This is a genomic window from Paenibacillus nicotianae (genome assembly GCF_042681745.1).
Taxonomy (GTDB): domain Bacteria; phylum Bacillota; class Bacilli; order Paenibacillales; family Paenibacillaceae; genus Saccharibacillus; species Saccharibacillus nicotianae.
In genome coordinates, this window is sequence record NZ_JBHUGF010000010.1 from 1,608,786 (window position 1) to 1,626,631 (window position 17,846).

Below are 17,846 nucleotides of genomic sequence, written 5' to 3' on the forward strand. Positions count from 1 at the left end.
TTTGGACGAAAAAGTAAATTGTTGTAGCAAATGAGTATTTGGATTAGAGTTGTGCAAATGGATTCTGGATTGTACTTTGACCGGATGGCATACTGCCGGGTACACCTGCTTGTTCTAATAAAGGTTTGACTAGCAATTTGAGAGGCCATTCTTTGTTGTGGAACAATACACGATCGATTTCCTGTCTTACTTCTGCATCAAAAGGAATATCATTCAACTGCTCGATCAATTGATCTCGTAACACTGTCCATAGAACGCTCTCTTCTATATCATACACTGTACATAACGCATCAATAATCGCATACAAATTCACTTGAATCCCCAAAGTCTGTAAATAAAATAATAATTCTGCTGGTGTATCATTATACAGACTATTAGAGTAACCCGGACGAATCATATACTGAGGATCAGCAATGCCTTGCTTGTGAAGCCAGGGTAGATGCAATCGTACCGAATCATGATCTCGTAAAAGCATCTGCTTGATGTACCCATTTTGCCAGACTAATACGCTATTCTGTCCATGTAGCTCGGGCATTAATCCTAGACGGAATAAACGCAGATTGATCTGGAAAAAAGTCTGGCAGACTTCGCCAAATAATGTACATACCGATTCTGGTGTCATTTGCAGATGACGTGCACGTATCCATTCATCGAAAAAGTGTCCTTCACGCGGAGCATTGATCGATACAGGTATAACTACAGATAATGCTGACATCGGTAATAGTCGCTCTCCTTGCTCTCCTGTAATCAATGAAGCAGGATAAGTACGTACCATCGCTGCTAGATGTCTGGGTTCATCATCAAATAGACTTCCTGCTTCAGGCATATATGCCCACCAGCGATTTTCATCGCAGAGAAATAATTGTTCTCTCAATATAGGATCACGATCCAGTGCTTGTTCTAGCATTGATTGTCCGCGCTGTCCGTTTATCAATTTGACAGCCGGCAAATAACGAGAAGCACCTAATGAAAATACACTAAGCGGTAATTTGAGATAATGCGGACGATGATCTGTAGGTGATAACGAACGTACCGATGAAGTCACTTCAAATAGACCCATTGAAAGCTGAAGATCGATCCAATCTCCTTGTTGCTGTGCTGTTGCTAAATATTGAGGTAAATTATACTGCAACTGCCAGGGATGAACAGGCATTGCTATATATTCTGCTTGATCTAATCCTCGCTGATTCATCGCTTGTATCACTTGCTGTTGTTGATCGATTGATAATAGATCGGTCATCGGTTCAGACAGATGATTAGATAATGAACTATTTTGACGATAATCATACAGTTGATAATCTACAACAGTTCTACCCACCAGAGCTTCGCCTTCCATCACAACATGACGCTTGATAGCCACCCAACTTAACGTAATCGGTTGAGCGAACTCTGCACTATATTGACGATAATCATGTTCATTTAATCCCACTTTGGCTTTGGATACGGGATGAAAAGGTCGATCTCTTAACGAAGCATAGCGCTCCATATGCTGGAAAAATTCATTTGCTGACAGATTCAATACCTGTGTTTGCGATAAAGGATGTTCTAAAGACCAGCTAGTCTGTTGAATCGTCTCTTCTAATAACTGCACAAAGCGCTCTACACCGGGTTGCTCTCGATACGTAGCGGTAAAGCATTGATCATTAACAATCTTCATAAATTGGGTCGGTGTTAAGGCGATGATCTGCAATACTGACGGTTGATGATCTGCTGAGAGCTTATTTGTATAACGAACTGCATAGACATGAGTGTTAGCCTGATCTGTATTGATCATCTTGGAAGATGAATCGATAGCGTTAGTATACGTATACATAGTCGTATTAGCTGGTACATAACGATACGGTTGAACAATCGCTGCTTTTACTGGAAATATAACAATATATGAAGATGTATCTAGTACCTGCGATGAAGCAGACGATACAGATAGATCATCTGAAGACGACTGAATATTCCAGTAATACCATGAGCAATTTGCCAATTGCTTGGTATCTGTGATCGTAGTGATTGCTGTTAATGCTTCTGCTTGCTGTACTGTAGATAGATCTGGCGCTAATGCAATAATTTGACGCTTCAATTCTGCTGTAGATAGCAATTGTAATTGATCATCTGACCAGATCTTTTCGGCAAGTAATGTATTAATCAAATCTTGCATAATCTGCTCTGACGCTACACTTCGCTTCACTTGTCGTTCTGTCTGCTCGGTAGAGGTATGATTATGAGTTGAAGATAAAGACTGTAGATCAATAGATTGATTATTGTCGTTAGTTAACGGTTCTAAGACTTCGTTCCAATTCATAGTGATTCGTAACCTCCTATATGGTTATCGATATAGATCATATCTGGATGAGGATGACTTAAAAAATCATGATGAGAGATCGTCCAGGCGTACGCTCCTGCAATCGAAAATAAAACAATATCTCCTACAGCAATCTGCTCGACTTGCACATCTTGAGCAAGTATATCTTTGGGTGTACATAATTCTCCTGCTAGTGTGATTGTGATCTGCTCTTGGCGTGGACGTTCAAAAGGATAATCCCACTGCTCGATAGCGATGAGTTGAAAAGGTTGGTTATGTCCCCACGAGACAGGCAACCGAAAATGATGAGTTCCTCCGCGCAAAATAGCATAATGTTTGTGATGATTACATTTCAGATCTATCACTTCTGACGCGTAATATCCTGCATGAGCAACCACATACCGACCCGGTTCAAAAATAAGTTCTACCCCTGGTAATACCTGCTCATTCCAGATATTATTAAGCCCTTTGATAAAGATATCCCATTCAAAATGAATCTCTGGCTCTGTATAACAAATGCCAAACCCTCCACCTGCATTCAGATATTGAATCGATAGCTGGTATTGACTAACCCATTGACTGACCAATTGAATATACATTTTTACCAATTCCACATGGTGCTGTGCATCTAGATTATTGGATACGGAGTGCATATGAAATCCAGCTAACGTCAGTTGTGGCAACGACTGCACGCATTGGATCGCTTCTTCTATCTGCGCTTCATCAATACCGAATTGAGTTGGCTTACCACCCATCGTAACTGTTCCTGTAGGAATATTTTTTCTTACATTTACACGTAGTAAAATGCGCACTGTTTGGTTTTTTTGCTCGGCAATCCATGCGATTCTACGAATTTCATGTACACTTTCTGCATGAATTAGCATCACATGATGATCGATCGCTTGCTCAATTTCGCTATCTTTTTTACCAGGGCCGCCGAAAATAATATTAACATCAGGATCAATCAGCCGAATCGTCTGCACTTCACCGATCGATGCTGTTTCAAAACCGTCTACAATTGGTGCTAAGGCTGTAATGATACGTGGATCAGGATTTGCTTTGACTGCATAAAATAAATGAGTCCTTGCTGGCATATCTTCTACTTTACTCTGTGTACGTTGACGTAATGTATCCAGATCATAAATAAAAGCACATACAGGTTTTCGCGAGATCACATGCGGAGCGCGATTCACTTTTTCAGCTTCGATTATCTGATGAACTTGATCTATAATAGGAGTCGATATTTGCTTTTTAGTTGGAAAAAGTGATGGGATAGCATTGGGATTCAACATGAGCCCTCCTTCGTTTACTAGATATTAGACATAGACATAGACATAGACATAGACATAGACATAGACATAGACATAGACATAGACATAGACATAGACAGGAAAAGTTTACTTATTTATGAGATTGTTATTTATCTCTAGTCGTAGCAGAGAATTGAGTGAGCTTGCTCTGTAATGCTCGAAAAGCAATCCCACGTTCATCTCCTAAAACAAAAGCATGCACACCTTTATTCTGCCAGTGCTCATACTGGTCTTTTTGACGAGGAATAGCGCAATATGGAATCTGTCTGGAAGTCGCGACTTGCTGAACATGATCCAATGCTTGACGAACACTGGTGTGTTCTGTCTGCCAGGGTACACCATACGATTGGGATAGATCAGCCGCTCCTTCAAGAATCATATCGATTCCTTCTACACTCAAAATGTCATCAATCTGCTTCACTCCTTGAACTGTCTCAATCATCGGTATAATCATAATTTCTTGATTGGCACGTTCCATATAGTCCACTAGATTGTCTCTACCAAAAATGCCCGGTCGTCCACTATTCATACTGCGCTGTCCGATAGGAAAATATTTCGCCGCTTGAATTACAGCTTCAATCTGCTGTTTATGTTCCACTTGCGGAATCACAATTCCCATTGCTCCGCTATCTAATACACGCAGAATGTCTTTGGCATTAATATCTGCAATACGTACCAGAGGGGTGATACCTGACTGTTCTGCAGCTCGAATCATATGCTCCACCGTTTCAGGATTAATCATGACATGCTCCAGATCGATAATCACAAAGTCAAAACCGGCATAAGCAATCACTTCTATCATGATCGGTGCAGGAACAGAAGCGATTAATCCAAATACAGTCTGCTTTTGCGCTAATTGTTGACGTAACCGATTGGTAGTTAACATGTTGAATAGCGGTAAGCATATAACGGATTGAGACCATTTTTGAAACGAAGCTCGCCATCTCCAAATAATCTACGTTTCGTTAACTCTTCAATCAGTACGGTCTCAGCGAACAAATCAAAACAATCAAATCGCGTTTGATGTTGTGGGTGATTACGCTGATAATCGTGAATAATATCAGCTGTCATTTTCCAGAATGATTCTTCTGGTAATTGGTAATGCTGTTCCAAAAACATACACATTTCTGTTGCCGCAATAAAAAAGAAAGCATCATAAGAGAAATCACGTACATCTTCAGGACGATCTGTTTTGATAAATGAATTACGGTTAATCTTCGCATGACTCTCCGGTTCTGGTGTCAGATCAGGGCATAATTCAGGCTCGGTCAGATGAGCCATAGAAAAGCGCACACCATCATGAAAATCTTTGAGTGCAATCCGTACAGGCAATCCTTGTCGATGAATTAAAATAATATTTTGCCCGTGTGATTCCATCCCTATGCCATGTGCATATAACATATGAATAATCGGAGTGACTGTTGCTTGTAGCATGGCGTACGTCCATTGTTCTATACCATATTGCTGTATCCAGAGATCAATCAAAGGAACTCCATTCGATTGCACATAACATAATCCGTTAAAAGGAACCCCATCTTCGCCTTCTTTCAAATACGTATGCAGACTTTCACGCCAGATCGTTCCCAAAGAACCATACGTCTGTGCTTGTCGATATTCTGGCAATTTCTCATAATTAAAAGTGATTCCTGCTCGTTCACGTAATACTACAAATCCAAGTTGCCGTGCTGTTTCATTTTGTTGAATCAACTGGGTTAACCAATCGGTGATAAGCGAACCATTAAGCACTGTATGCCCTGCCAAAATACGTGCTGTTGATGTGTTAGTAATACTCAGTGCCATTTTGAGATAAGGGGCTTCCGGTCTAGTCTGATTGCCAAGTGTGCGAATAGATTGCTGTGCATAATAAGCATCATGCCCTTGTCCAAGCGGAACTATCTGTTGACTGGCTAGTTCGCGGTAAAAAGCAGATACAATTTTGTTTTTCCACTGCCAGGGATGAACCGGAATTACATCATAATCATTGATATTCAACTGTTGCTGCTGTAATGTCTGTTCAAACTGTTCCCATTGCTCTTGTCCTAATGATTCTTGTATAAAGGCGTTGTAGTCATTCACGCTCGTTGAAAAAGCCACCCGACTGTATTCTTTGGATACTGCTAACCAGATCGGATATAGCGATTGTTGAAATTCAGGGCCGTAGTGAGCATTATCTTCTAACGTAAACCCGATTCGAGACTTGTAACATGGATGGTACGGATGACCGTCTTTGATCTGACCTTCTAATGAGTCATAATGACGTTGTTCTGAAAAGAATAGATTTTCTTGTGTGTCTGCTTGAGATTGCAAGTCTTTGAGTAACGTTTGCTCTAGTTCATTGCGGAATTGTTGTAGACGTTCTCCTTGTTGTACTTGTTGCAACACTTCGTTCAAAAATTCATGCAAACGTGCTGTCTGTTGTTGACCATCTGCGGATATACGAGTAACAGGAATCTGCTCTAATCTCACTCTGCCAAAACTAATCATTCGCTTACCTGCACATGTATATTGCACCACTTGCTGATCTGTAGTCTGACCGGCTATCGTGAACTGATGTGGAGACTGTGAATTGGCAACTGTATGATGAGCTGATTCGGCCTGCGTATACGGAAGAATTTCTTCATAAATCATTGCTTGCATAAGTTGACGAATAATTCGTTGCTCTACTGCTTGAAAATGTTCTGAATGTAACGCTTGAATCATATAAAAAGGATCATTAGGTTGTGTTGAAAATAAAGCAGAATCCATCGGACGTTGTTGTGTAAAAGACATAATTTCACCTCTAATAAAAGTAGTAGTGTATCTATCAGATTGCAGTCATACAAAAATTAATAATCATACGAATAAGCGACAACTAGCATTACGATATCGATTGATGATCAATTTGCTAGATATAAAGGGTTAGGAATATCGAGAAAATCAGGCTGATCTCCTTTGGCTTGAAAACAACTGATAAAATTCGCTTTAGCTGGCAACGTTTCTACGTGTAGTAAAGATTCAATTTGACGATAAAGGCGTTCATTTGGTATCGATTTTGCTTGTGCTCTCCATCGAATCAATTGCTGTTGTACGATATTCCAATAATGCTGTTCACTACACTGCTCATACTGAGCAATTGTATGAATAAGTGATCCTAAATGATTTACTACAAAATAATATTGTGTTCTAAGCCATGCTGTATCATGATCGTACAGCACATGACTATCTGCTTCGATCAAAGGTTGTATCCATTCTTCTACGGCTGAGCAGGTGCGATCAATACTTACTCCTTCTAAATCACGTACATAGTAACAAGCAGGAAGTCCATCTTTTAATGAAATCAATGAATTTTGTAGATGAGCTTCAAAACTTATTCCGTAATCCGAAAAAACACGTAATAACGATAATAATGTAATCTCTGTATAGCGGGATAACCACACTGATAAATCAGGCATAGTATCGACTGTACTTTGACGAATAACCGATATTAATTTGGGTTCGTCAGTATAAGGTGCTTTTTCTAATAGCGAAGCAACCACATACGTATATTCAGGATCGATATGTTGCGGACGATAAATCACTGTCATAGCAGCAGTCCATTGTTCTTGTTCTGCTTTGGTCATCTGAATATCGTTCTTAGCCTGATTATCAATCGCTGACTTGTTAGAATCCGGTCTATGATTGAAAGCTCGATTCGTATTCAATGATGTGAGTAGCGATTGTAATCGTACGGAACAATAACCTGTTTCAGTCAACACTTTGAAATGATTCGATTCTATCGCTGTGCGTTGATAATCTATAATTCGTGCAGCATCGATGGTGCGTTTGGCTTGTTCGGTTGTATTTTCGCGAATAAGATTAGTGATTCGGATATGCAAAGGCAATTTATATCCTCTGCTATCACGATGATTCCAGACTGTTCTGACCGAAGAAGTCGGATATACTTCATCACCTAATGATCCCAGTAATATAATCTGCTGATTATCTATCGCTTGTTGTACGATAGATAAAGTCTGAATATAATGTACTTGCCAAGGATGCATAGGTAATACATGATATTGATCCCACAGCGATCCTAATCGTTCTTTGGCTTGCTGACGTACTGCGGGTGAGATTGATTCTTGTCTAGCTTGCTCGTGTAACCAGTGTTCTTCGATATAAGAAGATTGTACAGCTAGATAATACAACTGAAAGCTAGCTCCCATTTCTGGACTGTATAATGCCAATTCAGCTAACGAGAATCCTTCAGAACTTTTGGGAAAAGGATGAAATGGATGCCCTGCAATCAGTGATTGTTCTGAATACCTATAATCTTGCTGATCTACAGGATGCTTAGATTCATGATGTTGATAATAATGTTCCATTTTGGTAAGACTGTTCTGGATTCTGCTTCGCATCCGTTGCTTTTGCATATCACGTTGCTCGGTCTCTGTATAATGACTTAATTCTTCTATTACATACTCAATCAATTGAAAAGGCGTTATCGATTCTGCTTCTTGTTGCTTAGCGATCATGACAAATGAATCGATATAATGATGCTGTCCTATAACAGAATGATACGTAACCCCTGTCTGTATCAAGCGCTCTGTAAAAGGAAGCTGAATCAATATCGGTTCATACGACTGCTCGCTTTCTAGCTTTTCTTTAGTTATCATTTGCTGTTGTACAAGCGGCAACGTCTCAAGTACAGTGATAAGCTTGGGATCAAATTGCTTTGTTTCTCGCAAATAGCTATTGAGTAAAGATTGTATAGTGGATGCTAATGCAAGTGGATGATTAACATGTAGACAATCATTATATTGATTATCTTGATTGCTAATATACGTTGTTTGCTGTATTTTATTCCTACTATGACGGGTATCTACAGAAGACACATTATGCACTCCTTTTGTTATGATAAATAGACTTATTCGGTTCTGCTGTCTGGCGCATAAAAAAAGCAGCCGGAATCGTTATTAAGATAACGATACTTAATACCCAAAATCCTTCATTAATCGTTTGCAATGTACTGATAGCATCGGAATGACCATATCCGATAAGTTGAGTACGTCGCACTTCGTAATAGACCGAAATAATAACGATACCAAGCGAAGAAGTCATCCGACGAATCACATTATTCATAGCGGAACCTTGAGACACTAACGGTTCAGGGATCGCATTTAGCCCTGCTGTCGTTACAGGCATATTCGATAGCCCTAATCCCACTCCGCGCAACATCATAAGTACAAAAATAACCCAGAGTGGCGAATCCAATTGCAACATCCCAAGCATCGCTGTAGTGATACAAGTCACCGATAAACCTACAAGCACTATCATTTTAGGCCCTTTGCGATCCAGATGTTTACCTGCAATACGAACAAAAATCCCTGTAAAAATCGCAGACGGTAAAAATACTAAGCCTGTCATCATAGCGCTATATCCGTATACATTTTGCACCAGTAAAGGAACCATAAAAATCGTGGCAAACATCGCTATAGCCTGTACACTCACTACGACTACACTCAGCGCATACGTAGGAATATTGAAAATACGTAAATACAGCAATGGTTGCTCTTTGGTTAATTGCAAACGTACAAACATGATAAGCAATACTATACCTACACCCATCAGAACAAGATTAGACCAGACCATCACGTCTGCTATATGCTTTATTTGACCGAGTGTGAGCAAAATAATACCGACTCCCAGTGTCACTGTAACAAATCCGCTTGTATCAAAAGTACGCTTACGATCAGGTACAGATTGCGGCAAATATTTCAGCCCGATTATCAGTCCTACTAATCCAATCGGTATATTCATCCAAAATAAAGACTGCCAGCTTCCCCACTCAATCATCAATCCGCCTACTGTCGGGCCAATAGCAGGTGCAACCATAATCGCTATTCCCCAGATCCCTGTTACACGACCACGTTCATTTTTGGGAAAAGCATCAAATATAATTGCCAGGGAAAGAGGAATCATCAGCCCGCCTGCAATACCTTGAAGACCTCGAAAACAAATCACAGATACCAGATTCCATGATAGCGAGCCAAGTATCGATCCGAGAATAAAAAGAAACAGTCCGAGCAGATAGATACGCTTTTTGCCAAAACGATCACCCAGATATCCTGTTAATGGCATCGTCATTCCCATACCTAATAGAAAAATAGTAATAATCCAGCTTGTAGAACTAGCACTACTCTGAAAAACATTCATAAATTCAGGAACAGCCGGATTCAGCGAACTGTTGTTCAAAATGACTGTAAATGTTCCTAATAAAATACTACATAAGATCATCCATTCAGACGAAAACGTAAATCGAGAGCTGTAATGCTTCATTATAATGTCGAAGTCTGCAACGCTTGATAGGCTGTCATAACAGCTTCACCAAAAATACGAGTTACTTCTAACACTTGTTCTTGCGTAATAATTAGCGGTGGCAAAAAGCGCATCACTGTAGAATGTCTACCACCTACTTCAAGAATCAATCCACGCTTCAAGCACTCTTGCTGAATCAGACTAGCTAATTGCGGATATGCAGGATAATGCCCTAGATGATCCATTATTTTCTGATCATTTACAATCTCAACACCGATCATTAACCCACGACCACGAATATCACCGATACATCCTGTCTGCTGTTGAATATGTTGCAACTGCTCTACTAGCAATGCACCCATTTGAGTCACATGTTCAGGAATACGATGTTCACGAATATAGCGCAGTGTTGCAAGCCCTGCTGCCATTGCCATCTGATTTCCTCTAAATGTACCGATGTGCGCGCCCGGATTCCATTGATCTAACGCTTTGTTATAGATCACTACAGATAGCGGTAAGCTTCCTCCAATCGCTTTGGATAATACCAATACATCTGGAATAATCCCTGCATGTTCAAAAGCATATAACTTGCCTGTCCGACCTAGTCCTGTCTGTACTTCATCTATAATAAGCGGGATATTGCGCTCTTGCGTAATCCGGCGCATTTCACGTATCCATTCGATAGGAGCAGGAATAGAACCACCTTCACCTTGTACCACTTCAAAAATCATCGCACATGGCGATACAATACCACTTTCAGGATCATCCAGCAGATTTTCGATATAACTGCTACTAATCTGATGTGTCTGCTCTCCCCCGACTCCGAATGGGCAACGATACTCATAAGGATAAGGCATAAAGTGAACATCCGGGATGAGTCCCTGCACTTTTTCTTTTTGCCCTAATGTGCCGCTAAGACTCATTGCTGCATGGGTCGAACCATGATATCCCCCTTGAAAAGACAAAATGCTACGCTTACCAGTTGCTGTTTTGACTAACTTTATCGCGGCTTCAATTGCATCCCCACCGGTAGGCCCGCAAAATTGGATTTTAGCATTTTGTGCAAACGATGGTGGTAAACTTGCAAATACTTCTTCTACAAATTGTTCTTTAAGCGGTGTTGTTAAGTCCAATGTATGCAGTGGATGCTTGCTAGTCAGCAATTGTTGCATCGCTTCAATCACTACAGGATGATTATGTCCAAGCGCTAATGTACCTGCTCCAGCCAGACAATCATAATAGACTTTGCCATCCATATCTGTAATATGAATCCCTTCCGCTTCTTTGATCACAATCGGTAGACGGCGAGGATATGAACGAGCATTAGACTCTCTTTCGGATTGGCTTTGCAAATAACGTGTATTTTGAGATACGGCTGAATGGACAGTTTCTATCATTATAATCGCTCCTTTGATATTGATAATCATTTTCAATTAGACACTTCTCTAGTATATGGAATAAATTACTAGACTCCATAGACATTTACGTCCTGTATTTGTACAAATACTACATCTTCATTTTTAGGAATCGTTCCTAACAAAAAAAAGACGACTCTATATAAGCGCATATAGAAATCGTCTGTTTTTGGAATTATTTAGAATGCTTGTGATATGTCCACTGGCTGGTAAGTTTCTTTATCTCATCTTGATTCAAAGAATTGCCAGCCTGTGTATCCGGGTGCAATGTAGTATTTACTATCGTCTGCTCCTCTATGAATTGCCCGCTAATCCAGACATAATGCTGATTAACAGGTAACGCTATCTGCCAATCATTTTCTTCAAGCTGTGAGCCTGTAGATTCATAATGATGCCATTTAACAGCAGTCCAATCGATAGCATCTGTAGATAAAGCGACTGGTACGTGTGGAATTAAGCTACCTGCTCGCACCAGTATAATAATAGGGATATCTCCTTCTGTTATCGGATACCATGTAGAACCTTCATATCTCTTACCCGTCTGATAATCGATCCATTCTCCAGATGGCGTATATACCTCTCTGGATGTTGTTCCCTGTTCTAAAATAGGAGCAATTAATAGATCGGTACCTAGTAAGTACTGATCTTCAATCTGCCACACGCCAGGTTCATTCGGATATTCAAGCAACAATGGGCGTAACAATGGAATACCTTGCTCCGCACTCAACACAGATTGCGTATAAATATATGGCATAAGAGCATATTTAAGAGATACTGCTTTTCTAAAATCTTCTACAAAATCTTCATCATAATGCCAGGGCTCTTTGGGTGGTGCTCCATGACAACGACTGTGTGACGTGAGCATACCAAAAGGCATCCAGCGGCGATATAATTCTCGCGGACTTTGATGGACAAATCCGCCAATATCATGACTCCAAAAAGTAAAACCACTCAATCCTAACGACATCCCTGCTCGCAAAGAAGCTGCCATGCCGTTATCGGTATTTTCGACATCCCCACCCCAGTGTAGTGGATAACGTTGACTACCTGCCCAGGCGCTACGTGCCCAGATAATAGAATTGCCGGTGACTTTTTGCGTAATCTCGGACACTGCTTGGTTATACCGAAGAGGATACAAATTATGCTCTTTCCATCCTTGCTGACGAGAATAATAAGACCCATGAATCGGTGCACTTTCTCCAAAATCTACTTTGATCGCACTGACTCCTAGATGTAGCAATCCAGCGATTTTTTGTTGATACCAATGCACTGCTTCAGGGTTAGAAAAGTCTAAGATAGCATCTTCCCCTGCGATATAACCGTTCCCATCACTAATAGCATATCCTTTGGCAATAATTTCTTCATATAGCGGATTAGACGGCATAAAATAAGGATATTGCCATAGACTAATACGGTACCCTTGCTTACGTAAATCAGTGATCATTTGTTCTGCATTATCAAAGCGAGTGCTAGAAAATTGGTAATCACAACGCCAATCATGTTCAAACCAACCGGTATCCAGATGAATTACATCACAAGGAATCTGATATTCTTGTAATTGATGTGCCACTTCTCTAACTTCTTGTTCAGATTGATACGTAATCCGACTCATCCATAATCCGAAAGACCACAAAGGCGGCACAGCAGATTTACCTGTTAATGAGGTATAGCTGGATAAAATATCTTTGGGTGTACCGAAAAAGAAAAATAAATCCAATTCATCTTCACCGATATAAATTGTATTGGCTCCATCAAAGTGATGCCCTACATCGCAGGTCATCGGACAACTATGATGAAAAAACATACCATAACCACGATTGCTCCATAATAATGGAATAGGCTTATACATATCTGCGGTCTGCGCGCTTAATGGATCATATGCAAACCAGTTAAATTTCTGTCCCCGCTTATCCATTTTCAAAAAGGATTCTCCACCACCATATAAACGTTCTCCTGGAGATAGAGCAAAACTTGCCGCCAGACTACGATTCATATCTTTAGCAGAGCGGATAAAACAAAACGGTGTTGGGTCAGAACTTAAAATAGAAGCTTGATCTGCTAAATGATGTGTACGTGTTAAAAGCTTGCCTGTTACATCTCGAAACTCTATTTTCCAGGGAGCATACTTGATAATCACCGAACCATAATCACTGATATAAGTGGTCTGCTGTGCATCATGCTGGTGCAATGACCATGCTGTACTGACAGGCAATTGCTGTTCCACTAACATCAGACTATGACGGGGCTCTAAATTCGATTGACGTGTAGCTAACCGAATCCGAACCGTCTTGGCATCTACAAATTGCAAGCAAAAAGGAAAAGAAGGTGCTTCTTCGTACGCTGGAAATTCCCACGATTCTGTGGCGGTAAATGGTAATGTGTATTTGCCAAAATCCAATCTAGGTTTACGTGAATATCGTTCCCACCGTATCTGACCTGTCGCTGTCTCAGGATCAAATTCCTCTACACGCATTCCCATAAAATATGTATTTTCTATACGTCCAAATTCTTTACTCATGTCTATCGGTTCGCCAAGTAACGATGTATCATATAATCGAATCATCTGTTTTTTATCCTCCTGTCATGTGTTGTAGATTAAGTCATATTTGCTTTTTACAACAGAAATTGATAACGGTTACATATGAGATTATTGTATACTTTTGTACAGTAGTAACCTACGCCGATTCTATGGATTATTCGCACAATATTACGATTTTATTCAAAATGTACTATGACGGAGGTTCATTTCAGATGAAGATATCACCACCTTATGAAGTCACCCAAATTCCTGACCACACATTTCCTTTTAATATTTTTCACGTTACAGAACCGAATTGGCGCTGGGTTCCATTACACTGGCATGAACATTTAGAATGGATGATTGTCTTAAAAGGTTCTTTTCGTGTTCAAGTTGGTACCGAGCATCAAGATATTACTGTCGGGGATATTGTTTTTGTGAATACATGTCAGATTCATGCTGCTTTTCCATTAGAAGACGATACTGAACTGGTCTGTATCGTGTTTAATGAAGCTTTGATTCGAAATATTCAATGGGATCATACCGAATCACGTTATATTCGTCCGCTATTAGAGAATCGTCTAGCATTGCCGGCGATTTTCACCAAAGATCATGTGTTAGCTCAGCATATCACGTTTTATCTGCAACAAATGATTATTGAGTATGAACAATCTACACATGGTTCAGAACTGCTGATCAAATCGTATTTGCTTGCATGTATAGGTTGGCTTTATCGGGTAGCAGAACATGATACTATCGTTTTACCAAAGTCCAATCATCACCCCTCTTATATGCAACCTTTATTTCAGCACCTTAGTCATCATTTTCGAGAACCGATATCTATAGAGGCCGCTGCTCATCTATGTCAGCTTACTCCTACTTACTTTTGTTATTCGTTCAAAAAGACTACCGGCAAAACATTTATCGACTATATCAATATGTTACGTATTCATGAAGCAGAGCAGTTATTACGCTCCGGGCAATGGAATATTAGTGAAGTGGCGTATCATTGCGGATTTGCGAGTCTAAACTATTTTGGCAGAGTCTTTAAGCAGTACAAGCAAATGTCTCCAAGTCGATGGCTTCAACATATTAAAGAATGAATACATTCGCTGAAGTGGTATTTTTGTGTATAGCATGTGTATTTCTACGCATCTCATAAAAAGCAGTTTATCTTTTCCTGTCTATAAAATACAATAAAATGGAAATTAAACCATATAAAAGGTGGGGTATTCATGTTGATACGCAAGCAGATTGCTATTCTTTTATCTACGCTATGCTTATTTACATTATTGGGGTCATGGACTTGGAATTCTCAAGCCGAAGCAGCCGGCACTTGGAAGCAAATCTGGTCAGATGAATTCAATGGATCGAATGGAACAGGTGTCGATGGTTCCAAATGGAATTCAGAAACAGGTGCTGGCGGTTGGGGAAATAACGAGTTACAAAACTATACAAATCGTACCAATAATGCTTATATGGATAATGGCAATCTGATTATTCAAGCGTTGAAAGAAAATTATAATGGTTCTCCTTATACATCTGCTCGCTTAACAACGGCTGGCAAATTTGATGTGAAATATGGAAAAATCGAAATGCGTGCCAAACTTCCTTATGGTAAAGGCATCTGGCCTGCATTCTGGATGTTAGGTAGCGATATTGGTAGCAACCAGTGGCCAAATAGTGGTGAGATCGATATTATGGAATATGTAGGGCCTAATGCTCCAAATACAGTATACGGAACGATTCATGGACCTGGTTATTCCGGTGCTGGTGGTTTATCCGCAGGGTATACTATCGGTGAAAATATTAGTAATGCTTATCACACATTTTCTGTCGAATGGGAACCTAATGTGATTCGCTGGTATGTCGATAATAATTTATACCATACCCGCACATCAGCAGATATCGGCGGCAATAAATGGGTATTTGATAAGCCATTCTTCTTATTACTTAATCTAGCTGTCGGTGGTAACTGGCCTGGATACCCTGACGCAAGTACAACATTCCCACAAAAATATGCGATCGATTATGTACGTGTATTCCAGCGTTCTGGCGATACTGCTAATATTGTAGCGCTTAAAGCGACAGCGAATAATAAATATGTAGCGGCTGAAGATTATGGAAATGCTCCTCTGCTTGCTCGTTCGACTACAGTCAGCGATTGGGAGAAATTTGAGCTCATCGATCTTGGTAATAATAATGTTGCTTTGCGCTCGCTAGCAAATAACAAATACGTATCCGCTGATAATACCGGTGCAAGCCCGTTGATTGCGAATAAAACGGCTATCGGCACATGGGAAACGTTCCAAATCGGCACAACAGCCGATGGGAAGCGAACATTCAAATCATTAGCTAACAATCTCTATGTCTGTGCAGATAATTACGGAGATAGTCCGCTGATTGCAAATCGCAATACAGTCAGCGGTTGGGAAGCTTTTGAAGTAATTAAACAGTAATACAGGTATATTATTCTGTTCAAAATGAATGAGGCAAGACGTATATTATATTTAGCTCATAATCTAACAATTCTTATACAAAAAGGAAGCCTTGAATGATCAGGCTTCCTTTTTTGTATATCTATGTTATTTTGCTATCCGCATCATTATCAGATGATTATTTAGAAAGAGTGGAATGATTATCGGCTTTCAAATAACGGAAGAAAACAGTTAATATTATCGCGATCCAGATTGCAAATACAACAAAAATATTGCTAAATGTATTGGCTTCACCAGTATACCATAGACTATTTAATGACCACGGAGATTGTACACGATCTAATATCAATCCGAGTATCGTTGTACCTATCGCTCCTGAAATAAAGCTTAACATCATATACAATCCCATGCCTACACCTACTTGCGCACCGGCTAATGTACGAGATACTGTATTCGCTAGCCCTACTTGAGCAAAAGTCAGACCGGTATTTCCAATGACCAATACGCCCATAATCAACCAGTACGTACGATCTGTAAATATGGCTAATATAGCATAAGTGATCAATTGTAATACAAATGCGATTCGCAGCAAAAATGTATTTCCTTTGCTATCTGCAATTCGTCCGCCAACGATTCCAAATATAGCAGCGATCAATGCACCTGGAAACATAATCATACCAATTTTAAATGAAGACAACTGATGAATACTACTTAACATCTGCGGTATGAGATAAGGAACACATAGATTAAATATCAATGCCAGACAAGCAATAATCATCGTCATCGTATACGTCGAATTACGGAAAATAGCCGGATCCAAAAATGGCTGATCAACGTTGCGAATATATATTACAAAAACAACGATCATGACAATCGTGATCATAGCTAGAATGAGACTTACATTTGTAATCGCTAATAAAAGTAACGTTACTGTTGTCGCTAATAAGATACCGCCCCAGATATCTATTTTTAGCGGACGTACTTGATCTTGATTAAGATATTTACGGAAAAAGGGAATAGTCACTAACGATAACAAAGAAATCGCAAATAAATAACGCCAATCTGCAAAACTGGTAATCATGCCTGCGATAATCGGCCCCATCGCAGTACCCAGTGCCATACCAGAAGAAGTAATGCCAAGCGCTCTCCCCCGCTTTTCAGCAGCGATGTAACGAATCGGAATAATCATTGATGATGCTGGAATAACAGAAGCACCTGCTGACTGCAAAATACGACCTGCAATAACCATCCAATAATCCGAAGCTACAAACCCAACAATAGAACCTATTGCAAATAAACATATCCCGATAGTCAGCAAATTTTTGAGTCGATATTTATCTGCTAACTTGCCATAAGTGACCGATCCTATCGCATAAATAATAATATATGATGTTACGACCCAGCTTACTTGCGAACTACTAAGATCAAAATCTTGACGAATCGAAGGCAAAGCGACATTAAACATCGTAGAGTTCATAACCGAGATAATCATCGCCAACGCTAAAATATAAATAATTTTCATAATATACCTGAGTGCTAGTCTTATACACTTACTCCAAGCTGTATAAGACTAGCACTATTTTTCCTTTATCCTAT

At 39.9% G+C, this 17,846-nt stretch carries 11 protein-coding genes; 2 read left to right on the top strand and 9 right to left on the bottom strand.

The genetic code is table 11. The annotated features are described in order from the left end of the window. Window positions 1-43: 43 nt before the first annotated feature. The 8 genes from ACFSGI_RS11185 to ACFSGI_RS11220 form a co-directional block, all read right to left on the bottom strand. The gene (locus ACFSGI_RS11185; RefSeq protein WP_379283210.1) at window positions 44-2,296 is read right to left on the bottom strand and encodes an IucA/IucC family protein; all 2,253 of its coding nucleotides are present in this window, start codon (window positions 2,294-2,296) and stop codon (window positions 44-46) included. Beyond that, window positions 2,293-3,588, bottom strand: a complete 1,296-nt coding sequence (locus tag ACFSGI_RS11190; protein WP_204824208.1) for a type III PLP-dependent enzyme — start codon at window positions 3,586-3,588, stop codon at window positions 2,293-2,295. Before ACFSGI_RS11190 ends, ACFSGI_RS11185 begins: the two co-directional genes overlap by 4 nt. A 124-nt stretch (window positions 3,589-3,712) precedes the next feature. Further along, complete coding sequence (locus ACFSGI_RS11195) at window positions 3,713-4,492, bottom strand: HpcH/HpaI aldolase family protein (RefSeq protein ID WP_204824209.1); 780 nt, start codon at window positions 4,490-4,492, stop codon at window positions 3,713-3,715. Beyond that, window positions 4,486-6,375 (bottom strand): IucA/IucC family protein, encoded by a 1,890-nt coding sequence (locus ACFSGI_RS11200; protein WP_204824210.1) that lies wholly within the window; start codon window positions 6,373-6,375, stop codon window positions 4,486-4,488. Before ACFSGI_RS11200 ends, ACFSGI_RS11195 begins: the two co-directional genes overlap by 7 nt. 107 nt (window positions 6,376-6,482) lie before the next feature. After that, on the bottom strand, window positions 6,483-8,456 hold the full coding sequence (locus ACFSGI_RS11205) for an IucA/IucC family protein (RefSeq protein ID WP_204824211.1): 1,974 nt from the start codon (window positions 8,454-8,456) through the stop codon (window positions 6,483-6,485). A gap of 1 nt (window position 8,457) precedes the next feature. Beyond that, on the bottom strand, window positions 8,458-9,900 hold the full coding sequence (locus tag ACFSGI_RS11210; protein WP_204824212.1) for an MDR family MFS transporter: 1,443 nt from the start codon (window positions 9,898-9,900) through the stop codon (window positions 8,458-8,460). Then, complete coding sequence (locus tag ACFSGI_RS11215; RefSeq protein WP_204824213.1) at window positions 9,900-11,276, bottom strand: aspartate aminotransferase family protein; 1,377 nt, start codon at window positions 11,274-11,276, stop codon at window positions 9,900-9,902. The genes ACFSGI_RS11210 and ACFSGI_RS11215 overlap by 1 nt, the downstream gene beginning before the upstream one ends. Before the next feature lie 193 nt (window positions 11,277-11,469). After that, a complete protein-coding gene (locus tag ACFSGI_RS11220) occupies window positions 11,470-13,857 on the bottom strand; it encodes a glycoside hydrolase family 31 protein (RefSeq protein ID WP_204824214.1) in 2,388 nt (795 codons plus the stop codon). A gap of 188 nt (window positions 13,858-14,045) precedes the next feature. Here ACFSGI_RS11220 and ACFSGI_RS11225 point away from each other — a divergent pair, with 188 nt between their 5' ends. Together ACFSGI_RS11225 and ACFSGI_RS11230 are read left to right on the top strand one after the other, a co-directional pair. Continuing rightward, window positions 14,046-14,915 (top strand): helix-turn-helix transcriptional regulator, encoded by an 870-nt coding sequence (locus tag ACFSGI_RS11225; RefSeq protein WP_204824215.1) that lies wholly within the window; start codon window positions 14,046-14,048, stop codon window positions 14,913-14,915. Between the two features lie 132 nt (window positions 14,916-15,047). Then, complete coding sequence (locus ACFSGI_RS11230) at window positions 15,048-16,271, top strand: family 16 glycosylhydrolase (protein ID WP_204824216.1); 1,224 nt, start codon at window positions 15,048-15,050, stop codon at window positions 16,269-16,271. A 157-nt stretch (window positions 16,272-16,428) separates the two neighbouring features. On the opposite strand, the gene ACFSGI_RS11235 is transcribed toward ACFSGI_RS11230, so the two are convergent. Then, on the bottom strand, window positions 16,429-17,772 hold the full coding sequence (locus tag ACFSGI_RS11235; protein WP_204824217.1) for an MFS transporter: 1,344 nt from the start codon (window positions 17,770-17,772) through the stop codon (window positions 16,429-16,431). Between the last annotated feature and the right edge of the window lie 74 nt (window positions 17,773-17,846).